The sequence below is a fragment of the Clostridioides sp. LIBA-7602 genome (assembly GCF_056688945.1).
The window spans coordinates 402,230-419,342 of sequence record NZ_CP196991.1 but is presented as its reverse complement, the minus strand read 5'-3'; the positions used below and the strand labels follow the sequence as shown (position 1 = coordinate 419,342).

At 30.1% G+C, this 17,113-nt stretch carries 11 protein-coding genes; 4 read left to right on the top strand and 7 right to left on the bottom strand.

Annotated elements, in window-relative coordinates; all coding sequences use genetic code 11:
* Nucleotides 1–39: 39 nt before the first annotated feature.
* Together ACTG45_RS02315 and ACTG45_RS02310 are read right to left on the bottom strand one after the other, a co-directional pair.
* On the bottom strand, nucleotides 40–777 hold the full coding sequence (locus ACTG45_RS02315; RefSeq protein WP_479919725.1) for a LytR/AlgR family response regulator transcription factor: 738 nt from the start codon (nucleotides 775–777) through the stop codon (nucleotides 40–42).
* Between the two features lie 18 nt (nucleotides 778–795).
* Nucleotides 796–1,731 (bottom strand): sensor histidine kinase, encoded by a 936-nt coding sequence (locus ACTG45_RS02310; RefSeq protein ID WP_479919724.1) that lies wholly within the window; start codon nucleotides 1,729–1,731, stop codon nucleotides 796–798.
* Nucleotides 1,732–1,938: 207 nt separating this feature from the next.
* Between ACTG45_RS02310 and ACTG45_RS02305 the strand changes: the two genes are divergently transcribed.
* Genes ACTG45_RS02305 through ACTG45_RS02295 form a run of 3 tightly spaced genes read left to right on the top strand, consistent with a single transcriptional unit; the run spans nucleotide 1,939 to nucleotide 5,570 of the window.
* Nucleotides 1,939–4,515 (top strand): ABC transporter permease, encoded by a 2,577-nt coding sequence (locus tag ACTG45_RS02305; RefSeq protein WP_021382904.1) that lies wholly within the window; start codon nucleotides 1,939–1,941, stop codon nucleotides 4,513–4,515.
* 11 nt (nucleotides 4,516–4,526) lie between these two features.
* Nucleotides 4,527–5,189 (top strand): ABC transporter ATP-binding protein, encoded by a 663-nt coding sequence (locus tag ACTG45_RS02300; protein WP_021382936.1) that lies wholly within the window; start codon nucleotides 4,527–4,529, stop codon nucleotides 5,187–5,189.
* A gap of 39 nt (nucleotides 5,190–5,228) precedes the next feature.
* Nucleotides 5,229–5,570, top strand: a complete 342-nt coding sequence (locus tag ACTG45_RS02295) for a hypothetical protein (protein WP_021382906.1) — start codon at nucleotides 5,229–5,231, stop codon at nucleotides 5,568–5,570.
* A gap of 360 nt (nucleotides 5,571–5,930) precedes the next feature.
* Here the strand turns inward: ACTG45_RS02295 and adhE are convergent, their stop codons facing one another.
* Nucleotides 5,931–8,573 (bottom strand): bifunctional acetaldehyde-CoA/alcohol dehydrogenase, encoded by a 2,643-nt coding sequence (gene adhE / locus ACTG45_RS02290; RefSeq protein ID WP_479918005.1) that lies wholly within the window; start codon nucleotides 8,571–8,573, stop codon nucleotides 5,931–5,933.
* Between the two features lie 877 nt (nucleotides 8,574–9,450).
* Here adhE and ACTG45_RS02285 point away from each other — a divergent pair.
* The gene (locus tag ACTG45_RS02285; protein ID WP_021382899.1) at nucleotides 9,451–11,049 is read left to right on the top strand and encodes a putative manganese-dependent inorganic diphosphatase; all 1,599 of its coding nucleotides are present in this window, start codon (nucleotides 9,451–9,453) and stop codon (nucleotides 11,047–11,049) included.
* Nucleotides 11,050–11,131: 82 nt separating this feature from the next.
* Here the strand turns inward: ACTG45_RS02285 and ACTG45_RS02280 are convergent, their stop codons facing one another.
* The 4 genes from ACTG45_RS02280 to ACTG45_RS02265 form a co-directional block, all read right to left on the bottom strand.
* Nucleotides 11,132–13,696, bottom strand: coding sequence for a DNRLRE domain-containing protein (locus ACTG45_RS02280; RefSeq protein ID WP_479919723.1), 2,565 nt, complete (start codon nucleotides 13,694–13,696; stop codon nucleotides 11,132–11,134).
* 742 nt (nucleotides 13,697–14,438) lie between these two features.
* Complete coding sequence (locus tag ACTG45_RS02275) at nucleotides 14,439–14,963, bottom strand: peptidylprolyl isomerase (protein ID WP_479918004.1); 525 nt, start codon at nucleotides 14,961–14,963, stop codon at nucleotides 14,439–14,441.
* Nucleotides 14,964–15,027: 64 nt separating this feature from the next.
* A complete protein-coding gene (locus tag ACTG45_RS02270) occupies nucleotides 15,028–15,780 on the bottom strand; it encodes a patatin-like phospholipase family protein (protein ID WP_021382895.1) in 753 nt (250 codons plus the stop codon).
* Nucleotides 15,781–15,810: 30 nt separating this feature from the next.
* Entirely contained in the window at nucleotides 15,811–17,109 is a 1,299-nt protein-coding gene (locus ACTG45_RS02265) for a M18 family aminopeptidase (protein WP_479918003.1), read from the bottom strand.
* Nucleotides 17,110–17,113 lie beyond the last annotated feature (4 nt).

The window sequence follows — 17,113 nt, the reverse complement described above, 5'->3', positions numbered from 1 at the left end:
AATACATATTCTATAGGAATGAAAGTTTTTTTCTCTTCACTAGAACCTTTTAACCCTATAAAACCTATATAGAAAATCTTTTTCTAGTGATTTATTTAAGATAGCACTTTCTTGAAAATTTATAAATTTTATCTCTAGAGAAGACTTATTTATAGGTATAACCTTATGTATAAGCCTTAAATTTACTATGTATTGTTTATGAGTCATAAAGAAATTAGGAGGTAGGCGTTTTTTTAAATCATCAAAGTTCTCATAAAATTTTATCGTATCTTCATCTCTAGTATATAAATTGATAGCTCTTGAATTTTTCTCAAACATGACTATATCATCAAAATTAATCATATGTATCTGTTTCCTTATTTTATATACAAAAAGAGTGTCTTCTATAAAATTATTTTTAGCAATTTTATGAGAGTTAATATGGTCTATTGCTATGTTAATTGAATCAAGAATTTTTTCTTTTTTAAATGGCTTAACTATAAAATCTATAGGATGTACTTTAAAACTCTCAAGGCTATAATCAGCAAAACCTGTTACAAATACTATATGTATATCTTTATCTATAGAAAAAATTTCTTTGGCAGAATCAATTCCATTTTTATATGGCATATCAATGTCAATAATCAATAAGTCTATTTTCTCACTTTTTATAAATTCAATTGCTTCTATACCATCTTTTACTTTCTTAACATAATCTACATATCCAGACTCTTTAACTATATTTGCTATATCATCTCTTACAATTTTATCATCATCACAAATCAAAACTTTTATCACAGACTTCTCTCCTCCTAACTAATAATATTTTGGTATTAAGATTACAAATTCAGTTAAAAAATCATCACTATTTACAAGTATACTATAGTCATACTTATCTAGTATATTTTTAACTAGATATAACCCAAAACCTCTGTCTTGTCCTTCTTTAGTGCTAAACCCATCCAAAAATATACTTTCGGCATTAGGTATTTTAGGACCATTATTTTTTATGGCTATAATATACTGAAATTCATCTTCATATGCATGTAATCTTATATACTTATTTTCCTTTTGTACAGCAGACAAAGTTTCTATTGCATTGTCTATTATATTTAATAGTACTGAACTCATATCGTTAGGTTCAATTTCTAAATTATCCATAAAATCTTGGATATATACATCAAAAGATATGTTCTTTTCAAGACATTCCTCATATTTTAAGGAAGCTATAGCATCTAAATAAGATACTTTCCCATATCTTGAATTTTTTGATTTGAAACTATTTGATATATTCATTATATATTCTTTGGCATCTTCAGCTAAGCCAGTATTTAATAAAGAATATACTACTTGTAAATGTTTTAAATAGTCATGTTTTTGACTTCTTAATTTCACGATTATATTGTCCTTATGATTTATTTTACTATCTAGTTTTTGTAACTTGTACTCTTGTTTATTGTTATTGTCTAGCAATCTTATAAATTTAAATCCTATATAAAAACTTAAAATAATTAAACTTAAAAAAAGTATAATATTTAATACTCCTTCAAGTAAAAAATTATATCCTAAACTTAATTGTATATACTCAATACCCTCCATGAATAAAATCCATACAAAACACGATACAAAAAATGTTAATATTCCTCTTTTTAATATGTCTAATTCTTTATAAAACCTGTACTTATTCATTATAAGATTGCTAAATATAAACAAAGTTAGTATTACTATAGGAAATACAAAATGGTTATCCATGATTCCCCTCCCCTCTACAATTTATATAGGGATTATATCATTTTAAAAAAATTATGTAAAAAGTCAAAATTTACATGTACATTAATTAAACTTGCAAAAACATATATAAATTTGTACAATTAAGTACTCAAAACTTGAAGATACTTACTTTGATATATATTTTAAATAAACATATAATTAAGTTAGCTAAGAAAGGAAGTGGTAAATATGAAAGATAATTTGAAAATAGTACTAAGATACATAAAAAGTTATAAAGCAAGATCTTTAGCAATTACTCTGAGTATAATTCTTGCTACATCACTCATTGTTGGTATTGGCACCCTCTCAAGAAGTGCTCAGCAAGCAGATGTAGATAGATTGAAAAGAGAGCTTGGAACTGACCATGCATACTTTAAAGATATAAAGAGAAATCAATTAGAATCCATAAAATCTGGTAAAGATATTAAAAACCTAGGTATAACATCTTATTATGCATCTACAGATGTTAATGAAAAATTACCTATAAACATACAATATGCAAATAAAAATTACTTGACTAATCAATCTAAACTTATAAAAGGTCACCTTCCAAAAGCTAGCAATGAGGTGGTAGTAGAAAAATGGGTTTTAAATAGTATGGGTCTAAAACCAGAAATAAATCAAAACCTTACTTTTAAATTATATCAAAAAGAAAAACCAGAGACTTTTAAAGTTGTAGGAATACTTGAAGATAGATTTATAGAGAAACAAAAGGGGAAATGTGAAATTTTTTTAAACCTACATGAATCAAAATTGAATAAGTTTACAGCTTCTATTGAATTTAATGAAGGCAGTGATATAAATACAAACATAGACAATATAGTAAAAAATGCTATGTTGGATGAGAAAAGCGTAGGAAGAAACTCAATGCTTATAGACGCTACTATGGAAAATGGTACTTTAGATAATTCAAGTAAATATGTTGCAATTGCTATGAGTATATTTTCTGGTATTGTAATCTATAGTATCTATGTTATATCAATATACCAAAGAGTACAAGAATATGGTATCTTAAGAGCTATTGGCTCCACTAACTTTAGGATTTTCAAACTTATGTTTTATGAACTTTTTATACTTGCTCTGATAGCAATGCCTCTAGGTATATGTACAGGTATGGGAGGTGCACAAATATTTAATAGGTCTGCAGGAAATATTCAATTTGAAGGAAATATAAATGTTACCCCTTTTGTTATTCCAGATAAAATAATCCTCTTATCAATTGCATGTATAATACTGACAATACTCATTATAAGTTTCTTTACATATTTAAAGATAAGAAGAATTTCTCCTATTGATGCTATAAGAAAAACTTTTGGAACTGATAAAAATATAATCAAAGTTAATTCTTTAATATCAAAATTGACTTTAAATATGTCAGTAACAAAATCTATATCTGCAAAAAACATCTTTAGAAATAAAAAGGGATTCCTTATAATTGTATTATCTATGAGTATAGGGGGTATAATTGTCATAAAAGACAATTATAAATATTCTTTTTTAGATGTCCAAAATAAAAACATCCAAGAGCAAGCATATATGAATGCAGATTTTATTCTATCAAACACTCATCTCAATGAAATTGGCGACAATACTTCTTTTAAAGATATAAGGGGTTTTAATGATAATCAGATAGATAAAATTAAAAATATAGATGGAATTGATAAAGTCAAAACTGCTAGCATCTTAAACACTAGAATAGAGGTAAATAAAATAAATAGATTAGATTACTACGAAACTATAAATTCAGCTCCTTATTATAAGAAAAATCCTCTATTCATCAAAAATAAGACTACTGGAAAATATACATTAAAGCAAAAACTAAAAGGTTATAATGATGAGATGATAAATTCATTAGAAGATTACTTAGTAAGTGGAAGTATAAACTTGAAAAAAATGAAAAAAGAAAACTTAGCTATAGTATATGTACCAGAAATTTCTGAAACACAGAAATACACAAAGACCTTTACTCCTGGTGAAGGAACACCAGCTATAGATATAAAGGTAGGTGATACTATAAAAGTTAAATATCCAAAGGCCGGAATGGATACAGGACTTTATGAAAGTCTAAAAGATAATTATGAATACTTAGAATATGAATTTAAAGTTGGAGCTATTATAAGTTATACTTTTGCAGATAATGGTATGTACTCTGGAGATGATGGTGTAGATGTAATAACGAGTAGCGAATATCTAAAAAAATTAACTGGTGTAGATAAGTATAACTTAGTTTATACAGACCTTAATAAAAATGCAAACAAGAAAAAAATAAATAAACTTCTAGGCAAAATTGGAAGTGAAGTTCCTGGAACTACAACAGTAGATATGATGGTAGAAAAAGAAAATTCTGATAAGATGACATCTAGATCCATGATTTATAGTTATGGCATAGTAGCAGTAATGTTCATAATTAGTGTACTTAACATAATAAATAACATAAGTTATAACTTAACTTCAAGAACTAGCGAATTTGGAATGTTGAGAGCTATTGGTATTTCTGAGAGAGGCTTTAAAAATATGATACTTTATGAAGGAATATTATATGGAACACTCTCAAGTGTAATTACCATTGTTGCAGGACTTATAATACAATTTAAAATGTATTATATGCAAGGCTTTGTATCATATGGATTAGATTTTTCAATAGATTACAAAATATATATCCTAATTGTTTTAGCAAACATAATTGTAGGTATTCTAGCTACATATATTCCATTAAGGAAAATAAATAAAATTAGTATAGTTGAAGCTATAAACATTACAGAATAGGAGGAGTAATTATGCCTATATTAGAGATTCTTAACTTAGGTAAGATTTATGGAAAAAAGGAAACATCTGTACATGCACTAAAGGATGCAAATTTAAAAATAAATAAGGGTGAATTTGTTGCGATAATTGGCCCAAGTGGAAGTGGAAAAAGCACATTTCTACATTTAGTAGGAGGTCTTGAGAGACCAAGTAATGGAACTATAAAAGTAGATGGTAAAGATATATGTTGCCTTTCAGATAAAAGATTAGCAAAATATAGAAGACAAAAAGTAGGATTTGTATTTCAACAGTATAACTTAATTCCAGTATTAAATGTAAAAGAAAATATAGAATTACCACTAAAGTTAGACAATAAAAAAGTTGATGAAGAATACATCGAAGACCTTATAAATTTATTGGGTCTTAGTGAGAGAAAAAATCATCTTCCAAATCAATTATCTGGTGGTCAACAACAAAGAGTTGCTATTGCTCGTGCTTTATCTGCAAAACCAAGTATAATCCTAGCAGATGAACCAACAGGAAATTTGGATAGTAAAACTACAGAAGAAGTCATGGATTTACTAAAAAATTCTATAAAAAAATATAACCAAACTCTTATAGTAATAACACATAATGAAAATATTGCTAGAAAAGCAGATAGAATTATATCTATAATAGATGGAGAGCTTAGTTAAACTAATACTCTAAAACTACTTATAGAAAAGAGGATTTAAATGTTATTGGTTTTAGGTAATTTAAATTTAGACTTGGATTTTGACTATAGAATAATAAGAGAAGAAAACGATGATGTAGATGTATTTATAGATATTAATTATCGTAGCTTAGATATAGATACTGACGGTTCTAACTTATTTAATTCTAGAATCCAATTTCCCTTTGTAAGAGCATTGATTCTAAGGGTAAATAAGAACAATCAATGTATGACAATTCATTTATTAAGGGACATAGATTTATTCTCTGCTTTTGCTAACTTTGAAGTAGATTATACTGATTCTATAATAAATATAAAAAATCAAAGTGAGAAAGTTATTCTAAATAAATCTATCAAAAAATAGTAAGGGGGCCTTAATAGGCCCCAATTCTTTTTCTTTTCTAAACTTATTATATCATGATAAATAAATTAGTCAATAGAATTTTCTGAATATTTTTATAATTTTTTCATAAAGTTTTTTATATATTCTGCTTTAAAATTATATGTAATAAAAAATTTTTCCGACTAATTTTAAAGTTAATTGATTAAATACACATATTCAAAATCAATATGAATTTCCTAACTTTTTATCATTTCTATTTAAGATTTAAGTTATAATGTATTATTAACAACTATTTATATACGAATCTAATAAAACTCTATTTATATTCAAATCTAATAATTTATATACAAGTCTAATAGAACATATATTGTACAATGAATATTATTTACCATAATAAACTTTTAGATATATCTCTTTTAATTCACTCATCAATGGGTATCTAGGATTAGCTCCTGTACATTGGTCATCAAAAGCTTGTTCAACCATAGCATCCAATCCTTCTAAGAATTTAGATTCCTCTACCCCAGCCTCTTTTATAGTCTTAGGAAGACCTACTCTTGCCTTTAAGTCATCTATTGCTTTTATAAGGTTATCTACTTTTTCTTGGTCTGTGTTTCCCTTAATTCCTGCAAAAGAAGCAAATTCAGCATATCTTTGTATACAATCAGGATATCTGTATTGTGAGAATGCACCCATCTTATTTGGAGCTTCTGCACAATTGAACTTGATTACTTCATTTATTAACAATGCATTTGCAACACCGTGTTGAACATGGTGGAATGCACCTAATTTATGTGCTAAAGAGTGGCATATTCCTAAGAAGGCATTTGCAAAAGACATACCTGCCATAGTAGATGCCATTGCCATTTTTTCTCTTGCTTCTTTATCATTCTTTCCATTTTTGTATGCACGAGGTAGATATTCAAATATTATCTTACCTGCTTGAAGTGCCAATCCATCAGCTGGTTCAGTTCTTAACATAGATACATATGCTTCTAGGGCATGTGTTAATGCATCAACACCTGATGCTGCTGTTAATCTTGGTGGCATTTCCATCATCATATCAGCATCAATTATAGCCATGTTTGGCATTAATTCATAATCTGCTAATGGATATTTTACACCTGAATCTTGGTCAGTTATAACTGCAAATGGAGTTACTTCTGAGCCAGTTCCTGCTGAAGTTGGGATAGCAGCAAAGTATGCTTTTTCACCCATCTTAGGGAATACGTATACTCTCTTTCTTATATCCATAAATCTCATAGCCAAATCTTGGAAGTCTACCTCTGGATGCTCATACATTACCCACATTATCTTGCCAGCATCCATTGCACTACCTCCACCTACAGCTATTATTAAATCTGGTTGGAAATCAGCCATGGCTTTAGCTCCTTCTCTTGCACAAGCTAATGTTGGGTCTGGAGCAACATCAAAGAATGTAGTATGCTTAATTCCCATCTCATCTAATAAATCAGTTAGTTTCTTAGTGTATCCATTATTATAAAGGAAAGAGTCTGTTACTATAAAAGCTTTCTTTTTATCCATAACATCTTTAAATTCTCTTGCTGCTACACCTAAACATCCTTTTTTGAAATAAACTTTTTCTGGTGCTCTAAACCAAAGCATATTCTCTCTCCTTTCAGCTACTGTCTTGATATTAAGTAAATGCTTTACTCCTACGTTTTCAGATACTGAGTTTCCACCCCAAGAACCACAACCAAGAGTAAGAGATGGTGCTAATTTAAAGTTATATAAGTCACCTATACCACCTTGTGATGATGGAGTATTAACTAGTACTCTACAAGTCTTCATTGCATTTACAAACTTTTCTACTCTATCTGGATGATTTATAGCGTCTGCATATAATGAAGATGTATGACCATATCCACCATCTGCAACTAATTTTTCAGCTTTAGCAACTGCATCTTCAAAACTTTTAGATTTATACATTGCAAGTACAGGAGAAAGTTTTTCATGTGCAAAAGGTTCATCTAATTCAACAGATTCTACTTCACCAATTATTATTCTAGCTGTTTTTGGAACTTCTACATCTGCCATTTTAGCTATAATATGAGCTGGTTGTCCAACTATTTTAGCATTTAATGAACCATCAATTATTACTACTTTTCCTACTTTTTCTGTTTCTTCTTTAGTTAAAAAATGTGCTCCACGATATTTAAATTCTTTTTTAACTTCTTCATATATTTTTTCTGGTACTATCACTGCTTGCTCAGAAGCACATATCATACCATTGTCAAATGATTTTGATACCAATATTGAACTTACAGCCATTTTTACATCTGCACTCTCATCTATTATTGCAGGTACATTTCCAGGTCCAACTCCAACAGCTGGCTTTCCTGAAGAATACGCAGACTTAACCATTCCAGGTCCACCAGTAGCCAATATAAGGTCTGCCTCTGCCATAACAACATTAGTAAGTTCGATTGAAGGTACATCTACCCAACCTATAAGTCCTTTTGGTGCACCCGCCTTGACTGCTGCATCATGTACAACTCTAGCAGCTTCTATAGTACAGTTTTTAGCTCTTGGATGAGGAGAGAAAATTATACCATTTCTAGTTTTTAGTGCTATTAGAGATTTAAATATTGCTGTTGATGTAGGATTAGTTGTTGGTATAACTGCTGATAAAACACCTACTGGTTCAGCAATCCTTGTAAAACCAAATGCTTCATCTTTTTCTATGACACCACAAGTTTTAGTATCTTTATAAGCATTATAGATATATTCTGACGCAAAATGATTTTTTATAACTTTATCTTCAACAATACCCATACCAGTCTCTTCTACTGCCATCTTTGCTAGAGGTATTCTTTGTTGATTTGCTGCAGTTGAAGCAGCTAAGAAAATTTTATCCACTTGCTCTTGTGTAAATGTTGCAAATTCTTTTTGTGCTAGTCTTATTTCTTCTAATCTTATTCTTAATGTCTCAACACTATTCACAATTTCAGGACTACATACTTCAACACTTGATTTTTCTACAACCTTTTCTTTTTTCTCCATACTAAAAACCTCCCTAAATAATTATGCATCTCCTATTTTTATAAATCTTAAATGCATCATCTATATTTTTACTTATACTTAAAATAATTTTATAGATTTCATCTCTATACTTTAGATTTTATTTACTTTGTGCTCCTAGGTCAAGAAGTTTTTTTCTGAATATTTTGTCAATTTATTTTTTAACAAATACATTATTTTTTTTACTTTTATTTAAATTTTTTATCTAAATGAGATATTTTTCATTTAAATAATTTACTTTGACTAAATAAAATACTAAAATGATAATTTATATCTTTCACTTTTTTTACTTATTAAATTTTATATGTTATTTATGTATTATTTGTATAAATATAAGATAAAATTTTTGTCGTATTTTCATAAAATAACGATTATTTTTGATTTATATGCAATTTTTCTTTCTACAACCTCTGTATAATTTTTTTAAAAATATAAACTGGAATTATTATAGTTTATATAAGTTATTTTTTAATCAATATAGCATAATTATGCTTTTCATATGTATAAATAAGTTTTATGTTAAATCCGTTAATTTTTTACTTATAATATATATACAAAAATTTTTATAGTATAAAATATTTATAAATTTTTAATTTATTATCATATTAATTAATTTTTTCGCAGGTATATTTAATCAATTTATTTCAAATAAAAGTAAATTTAATTGTGTATATGATTGGGTAAAAGTATAATATAATAATAATTTTTATATTAAATTCGCAGTATTTATGTAAGAAATAAAATTTTATATAATATTTTTTCACTAAATTTTTTTCTTTTTACAACAAATACTCACCACCTTTTGATATAATATTTTTATCAATTATTATTATATTCAAGTTTTGAAAGGAGTATTAAAATGAGTTTATTAGTTTTCGGACATAAAAATCCAGATACAGATTCAATATGTTCTGCAATTTCATTAGCACATTTAAAGAACAAATTAGGAATGAAAGCAACAGCTTATGCTTTAGGAGATATCAGAAAAGAAGCTAAATATGCCTTAGATTACTTTAAGGTAGATGCACCTGAAATCTTAGATAATGTTAGAATACAAGTTAGAGATTTAAATTATGATAAAGTAGTACCTTTAACTCCAACTTCATCTATATTAGAGGCTTATAATCTTATGGATGAAAAAAATGTTAAAACACTACCTGTAACTTATGATGATGGAACTTTTGCTGGTATCATTACTATGAAAGAAATAGCTAAAAACCTACTTCATCAACACTTTACAACTATACACACATCACTATCAAACATTTGTAAAAATCTTGATGGTACTATCCTTGTGAATTGCGGAGAGGATGTAAAAGGTAGAGTGGTTACTTTATCATTTGGTATGGAAACCCTAATAGAAACTTTAAAAGAGGGAGACATAGCTATCGTTGGTGACAGATATGATAGTATTGAATATGCCATTGATACAAAAGTTAAACTTTTAATACTTACTAATCATACAGAAATTTCAAAAGACTTGCTAGCTCTTGCTAAAATAAATGGAGTGTCTGTTGTTTCTGTTGAAAGTGACAACTACAAAACTTCTAATGTGATAAATCAGTGTAGTTTCTTGGACTCTATAGAAGCTACAGAAAATTTAATTACATTCAAAGAAGATGACTACATGGATGAAATAAAAGAGATTATGCTAGAGACAAACTTCAGATCTTATCCTATATTAGATGATGATAATAAGTTTTTAGGACTGATTTCAAAAGGTCATCTATTAAATCCAACTAAAAAGAATGTTGTTTTAGTTGACCATAATGAATATGCTCAAAGTGCTGATGGAATTGAACAGGCAAATATAGTTGAAATAGTTGACCATCATAAACTTGGTGGTATTTCTACTGATGTTCCTATGTCTTTTAGAGTTATGCCTGTTGGATGTAATAGTACTATAATTTATCAAATGTACAAAGAAAATAATGTTGAGATACCTTATGAAATAGCCGGACTTCTTTTATCTGCTATATTATCAGATACATTATTATTTAAATCTCCAACAACAACTGACATGGATAAAAGAGCTTGTGAAGAACTAAGTAAAATAGCAAAAATAGATATGGAAAAATATGCTATGGATATGTTTAAATGTGGTACTTCTCTAGATGAATATACTATAGAAGAAATAGTAAATATGGACTTTAAAGAGTTTAATATGAGTGGACACAGAGTTGGTATTGGACAAGTATTTACTTTAGACATAGACTCTATATTTGCTAAAAAAGATGACTTTTTATCTTATATAAATTCAACTGATTATGATAAATTGGTTCTTGCAGTTACAGATATAATCAAAGAAGGTTCTTATTTAATTTATAAAGCAGAAGATAGATTAATTGCTGATGCTTTTGGTGTTGAGGGTGTTCAAGGTACATTTGCACCAGGTGTTGTATCTAGAAAGAAACAATTAGTGCCTAATTTAACTACTGCAATTAAGAACTTTAAATAATATAAAATTTTTAAACAATAAAAAACTGTTTCAAATATATATTTGAAACAGTTTTTTTGTTGTAGATATATTAAATATAAAATTAAGTCATAATAGTATCAGCTATTCTAAATATAGTCAAAGTAGCTGCTGTTCCTGCTGATTGACCATTTAGTATTCCTACTGACACGGATGAAAAGTTATTTATAGTAAATGTAGTTCCACCAAATAGAAAACCAACGAAATATCCAGAAATCAAACCTCCACCACCTGGTTCAGTAGTAAGACCTGCTAAGTCTTTACCTCCTAAAACAGGAAATAAAAATGAAAAAGAGTATTGATTTATACTTGATGAACCTGGTTGCAATGCTATTGAAACTGAGATATAGTACACACCATTTTCTTGTACTTTAAATGCCCCATTTGCATCTACTGTTATACTTGAACTATTTCCTATCACTGCCTGCCAATTTTTTATAGCTTCCCCATTGCCTAAAATTTGTGCAGATGGTGCGTTTAAAAGAAAGTTAGCAATCGGCTGTGAGGAATTGCCTGTCGCTCCGGTTGGACCAGTTACTCCCGTTGCTCCTGTATTTCCTGTTGGGCCGGTTACTCCTGTTGGACCTATTTCTCCTGTATTTCCTGTTGCTCCTGTTGGCCCTATTTCCCCTGTCGCTCCTGTGTTTCCTGTTGGACCTGTTACTCCCGTTGGCCCTATTTCTCCTGTCACTCCTGTATTTCCTGTTGGGCCTATCTCCCCTGTCGCTCCTGTGCTTCCTGTTGGACCGGTTGCTCCTGTTGGCCCTATTTCCCCTGTCACTCCTGTGCTTCCTGTTGGACCGGTTGCTCCTGTTGGCCCTATCTCCCCTGTCGTTCCTGTGTTTCCTGTTGGACCGGTTACTCCTGTTAGACCTATCTCCCCTGTCGCTCCTGTGCTTCCTGTTGGACCGGTTGCTCCTGTTGGGCCTATCTCCCCAGTCGCTCCTGTGTTTCCTATTGGACCGGTTGCTCCTGTTGGCCCTATTTCCCCTGTCACTCCTGTGCTTCCTGTTGGACCGGTTGCTCCCGTTGGGCCTATTTCCCCTGTCACTCCTGTGTTTCCTGTTGGACCGGTTGCTCCCGTTGAGCCTATTTCCCCTGTCACTCCTGTGTTTCCTGTTGGACCGGTTGCTCCTGTCTCTCCTGTATTCCCTGTTGGACCGGTTGCTCCCATCGGTCCTATTTCTCCCGTTGCTCCTGTATTTCCTGTTGGCCCTATTGCTCCTGTTGCGCCCGTTGGGCCTGTTATTCCTATTCCTGTTGCTCCTGTTGGGCCTATTTCTCCCGTTGCTCCTGTATTCCCTGTTGGACCAGTTGCTCCCATCGGTCCTATTTCTCCTGTTGCTCCTGTGTTTCCTGTTGCTCCTGTCTCTCCTGTATTCCCTGTTGGGCCAGTTGCTCCCATCAGTCCTATTTCTCCTGTTGCTCCTGTGTTTCCTGTTGCTCCTGTTTCTCCCGTTGCTCCTGTATTTCCTGTTGGACCGGTTACTCCCATCGGTCCTATTTCTCCCGTTGCTCCTGTATTTCCTGTTGGTCCTATTTCCCCTGTTACTCCTGTGTTTCCTGTTGGACCAGTTGCTCCTGTATTCCCTGTTGGACCAGTTACTCCCATCGGTCCTATTTCTCCCGTTGCTCCTGTATTTCCTGTTGGGCCTATTTCCCCTGTCACTCCTGTGTTTCCTGTTGGACCAGTTGCTCCTGTTGGACCTATTTCTCCAGTTGCTCCTGTATTCCCTGTTGGGCCAGTTGCTCCCATCAGTCCTATTTCTCCTGTTGCTCCTGTGTTTCCTGTTGCTCCTGTTTCTCCCGTTGCTCCTGTATTCCCTGTTGGACCGGTTACTCCCATCGGTCCTATTTCTCCCGTTGCTCCTGTATTTCCTGTTGGTCCTATTTCCCCTGTTACTCCTGTGTTTCCTGTTGGACCAGTTGCTCCTGTATTCCCTGTTGGACCAGTTACTCCCATCGGTCCTATTTCTCCCGTTGCTCCTGTATTTCCTGTTGGGCCGGTTGCTCCCATTGGGCCGGTTGCTCCAGTTGCCCCTGTTGGGCCAGTTATTCCCATTGGAGGACACCAAGATTTAGGAGGACAACACTCTTTTTTTCTTTCTTCAAACGTTATAAGTATATATGGTTTGTTACGTCCTCTACTAGACGTAAATTCTATAATTTTACAAGGATAGTTTAAAGATAGAGCTAATCCATAATTAGGATATTTACCTACTGCCCATGCTTTTACAACATTTGTAATATTTAAACAAATATAATTAGATGTATCACTTATGCCAATTGGTAGATATCCTCCAATATTTTCTATAGGCAATTTATCATTCCATGATATAGTCCTTGAATTATAATATTCGACTATTCTTTTTACTTCAATATCTATTTTTTCATTAAAAACATAATTATTCTCTGAATTAATATGAATAAATAACTCTGCTTTTAATATATTTTTATCTTTTAATATCTTTGGTATTCTTACTTTAAAAAAAGTAAGGAGCCTTTCTTCTATAAAAGTACTTGAATATTTAGTTCCTATCAAACAATATTCTAAAAAACTAAAATTTTTATCTGGATATTTTTTTGATATAAAGGTATCATCATTTAAATAAAGTATAATATTTCTCATTTATAATCCCTCCATTTTGGGTCTATATTATACTATGTTAAAGTACATACTTAGTTACAGCATAGTTAGAAATTTACTCATTAAATATTTATATAATAATACTAATTTCTACAAAAAAAGAACATGTATTAGAAATTTCTAATAACATGTTCTTTTTCATTATTATATATTACACTTTAAATTATTCCTTGACTGGCCTAGCTGGTGTAAACTAAACCAGTCTCTCTCAAATATTAAGCACTTTTTTCTTCTTATGTTTTTTAGGATTTATTGTCTCTATTATTGTAAACCAAAGTTATAAAATTGTAAATAGAATATATTTCCATAATGATATTTTTTTATAAACAAAAAGTACAAAAAAACTTATTTTTCTTAAATAAAATAGATAAAATAACTTCAAAAAATACTGAAATAAGTGTTTTCCATATATCTTCTGTATCTATTTAATATATTATTATATAAAAACTTAGATAAAAATAATTTTAGTAAACTTTTTTTAATTATACTTTACCTTTCAATTAAAATTTCATAATAATAATTTTATAGAATAAATAATTTGAAAATTCAATACTATTTTTAATTAATATATTTTGTAATTTACCATTTAATATTTTGATATAACTTTTCCTTATATAAAACAAATTAAAAAATGAGATGTATTCGTCTAAAGACGCAACTACATCCCACTTTATCTTCATTAAACAACATATATCTTTACTTATAGTTAAATTTTATATATGTTTTAGTTTTTTTCTACATCTGAGTAATCTATTCCAAAAGTCTCCACAGTAACAGATTTCATAACTTGTGGAGTTTGTGGCTTATCACCTGCATCTGTTCTAACTGATGCTATTTCATCAACAACATCTATACCTTCTATTACTCTACCAAAACCTGCATATTGACCATCTAAATGTGGTGAGTTTTTATGCATTATGAAAAATTGAGAACCTGCTGAGTTAGGTGCCATAGTTCTAGCCATTGATATGACTCCTCTCTCATGTTTTAAATTGTTAGTAAATCCATTACCACTAAATTCACCTTTTATAGAGTGACCTGGCCCACCCATTCCTGTACCATTTGGGCATCCACCTTGTATCATAAATCCTGGTATTACCCTATGAAAGATTATACCATTATAATATCCTTCATTTACTAACGATACAAAGTTTTTAACTGTGTTTGGTGCTATATTTGGATATAACTCAATTTTAATTTCTTTTCCATTTTCCATTTCTATAGTTACTATAGGATTTTTATTTTCCATAATTCATTACCTTCCTTTTCATTAGTTAAATTATACAATTACATTTATTATATTATACTCTAAATTAAAGTCTATCAAGTATATTTTTTCCTATTTCATATCCTTCTTGGTAAATAGCTTTGCAAAACTCATCATCAAAATTAAGAGTGTCTTTAGGTGCAAATTGAGTATTTGGTCTAACTACTATTATTCTGTCTTCATCATATATTTTTTTAATATCTTCTGGTAACTCATAATTATATTTTGTTGATATTAAAATAATCTTATCCACATTATCCCCAATTAAAGGTTCAATTAATGCACTCCTAATTAGACCTCCATCTAATTTAAAACCATCATAGAGTCCTTCTTGAACATCTTTTACAAATTGTTCTTTAAATCCAAGAGTAGCCTTTGGATTCGATGGTAACAATCCACTGTATGAAATGCTGATAATTGCTTCATTACGAGTCATTTTTGATACATTAACAATCTTTTCTGATACTACCTTATTATTGACTTCTACATAATTAACATAAAAGTTCATTTCTTCTATTTTGCTATCATCCAGTTCCCTTAAATTGTCTATAGCAGGAGAGTTATCCACAGTATTATTTACTATTTTTACATTTCCATTCTGGATATCTTTTATATTTGTCCACATTTTTTCCAACTTATCAACATTACCTGTGTACAAATAATATCCATTTATTGCTCCTATTGATGTCCCTGAAATTGAATAAAATTTATTTATTCCTCCATCATACAATGCCTTTACTACTCCAGCCTGGTAAGCTCCTTTTGCGCCTCCACCCTCTAAGCATAATCCTAATTTCATAGTCTCATCTCCAAATTGTTTATCTTATATTTATATTTCAAAAAACTTACTAAATGTTTTATATATACTATAATGGTCCTCAACATTGCCTAATTCTCTTATAGAGTGCATTGCTAAAATTGGACTTCCCACATCCACAGATGGTATATCTATATGAGTAGAAGATATTGGCCCTATAGTACTTCCACCTCTTTCATCTGACCTATTGACAAATTCTTGATACTCAACATTAGCTTCTCTACATATATTTTTATAAACAGCTATAGAATATCCATCACTTGTATATGCCTGACTAGCATTTATCTTTATAACTGGACCTTTTCCCATAACTGGTTTATTAGTTGGGTCATGTTTTTCTGGAGTGTTTGGATGTATAGCATGAGCCAAATCTGATGATATCATAAAAGATGAATAAATAGACTCAAAAAACTCTTCTCTATCTTTACCTATTGATAAACAGATTCTCTCTAATATATTTAATAGCATGTTTGAATCTGCACCTTGTTTAGTAGAACTACCAACTTCTTCATTATCAAATACAGCCATTACATTTACGCCATTTTTACCTTTAGTATCAACAAGAGCATTTAAACTAGCATGTACCATTGCAAGATTGTCTTGTCTTCCAATAGATATAAATTCATCATTAGCCCCTATTAAGCTTCCTTTTTCAAATTCATATAAAAATAAATCAAAATCTATAACATCTTCCATGTTTACATCCAAATTAGATGCTATTTGTTTTAAAAGAAAGTTGTCTTTTTCTAATGTATCATTTAACAGACCAACCAAAGGTAACATATCTTTTTGTTTGTTATATGAATGACCATCATTTATACTTCTATTTAAATGTATAGCTAGATTTGGTATTATACAAATTGGCTTTTTAAAGTCTATAAGTCTTTCACTTGGTTTTAATATATTATCACTCTTTAAAACTACCCTACCAGCTATCCCGAGAGGTCTATCTAGCCATGTACTCAATATTGCCCCTCCATAACACTCTGTATTCAACTTTAAATAAGATTTTTCAGCTTCTATTTCTGCATTTGGTTTAATACTAAATGTAGGAGAATCTGAATGAGAACCTATTATCCTAAATCCATCTTTCTCTATGTCTTCTGAATTAACTACAAAAGCCACTATAGCAGATAAATTTTTAGTAACATAGTATTTTCCACCTACTTTTAGGTTCCACTTATGATTCAAAGTTAGTTCTTGAAATCCATTTTTATCTAGAATTTCTTTAGCACTATCAACTGCATGAAAAGATGATGGACTATCATATATAAAGTTTATTAAGTCTTTAGCAAAATTTATACTATCCATTCTT

What these genes read in the sequence shown, in the direction of transcription:
- ACTG45_RS02305 (WP_021382904.1), top strand. Translation starts at nt 1,939, where the DNA reads ATGAAAGATAATTTGAAAATAGTACTAAGATACATAAAAAGTTATAAA.
- ACTG45_RS02265 (WP_479918003.1), bottom strand. Translation starts at nt 17,109, where the DNA reads ATGGATAGTATAAATTTTGCTAAAGACTTAATAAACTTTATATATGAT.
- adhE (WP_479918005.1), bottom strand. Translation starts at nt 8,573, where the DNA reads ATGGAGAAAAAAGAAAAGGTTGTAGAAAAATCAAGTGTTGAAGTATGT.
- ACTG45_RS02300 (WP_021382936.1), top strand. Translation starts at nt 4,527, where the DNA reads ATGCCTATATTAGAGATTCTTAACTTAGGTAAGATTTATGGAAAAAAG.
- ACTG45_RS02310 (WP_479919724.1), bottom strand. Translation starts at nt 1,731, where the DNA reads ATGGATAACCATTTTGTATTTCCTATAGTAATACTAACTTTGTTTATA.
- ACTG45_RS02270 (WP_021382895.1), bottom strand. Translation starts at nt 15,780, where the DNA reads ATGAAATTAGGATTATGCTTAGAGGGTGGAGGCGCAAAAGGAGCTTAC.
- ACTG45_RS02280 (WP_479919723.1), bottom strand. Translation starts at nt 13,696, where the DNA reads ATGAGAAATATTATACTTTATTTAAATGATGATACCTTTATATCAAAA.
- ACTG45_RS02285 (WP_021382899.1), top strand. Translation starts at nt 9,451, where the DNA reads ATGAGTTTATTAGTTTTCGGACATAAAAATCCAGATACAGATTCAATA.
- ACTG45_RS02275 (WP_479918004.1), bottom strand. Translation starts at nt 14,963, where the DNA reads ATGGAAAATAAAAATCCTATAGTAACTATAGAAATGGAAAATGGAAAA.
- ACTG45_RS02295 (WP_021382906.1), top strand. Translation starts at nt 5,229, where the DNA reads ATGTTATTGGTTTTAGGTAATTTAAATTTAGACTTGGATTTTGACTAT.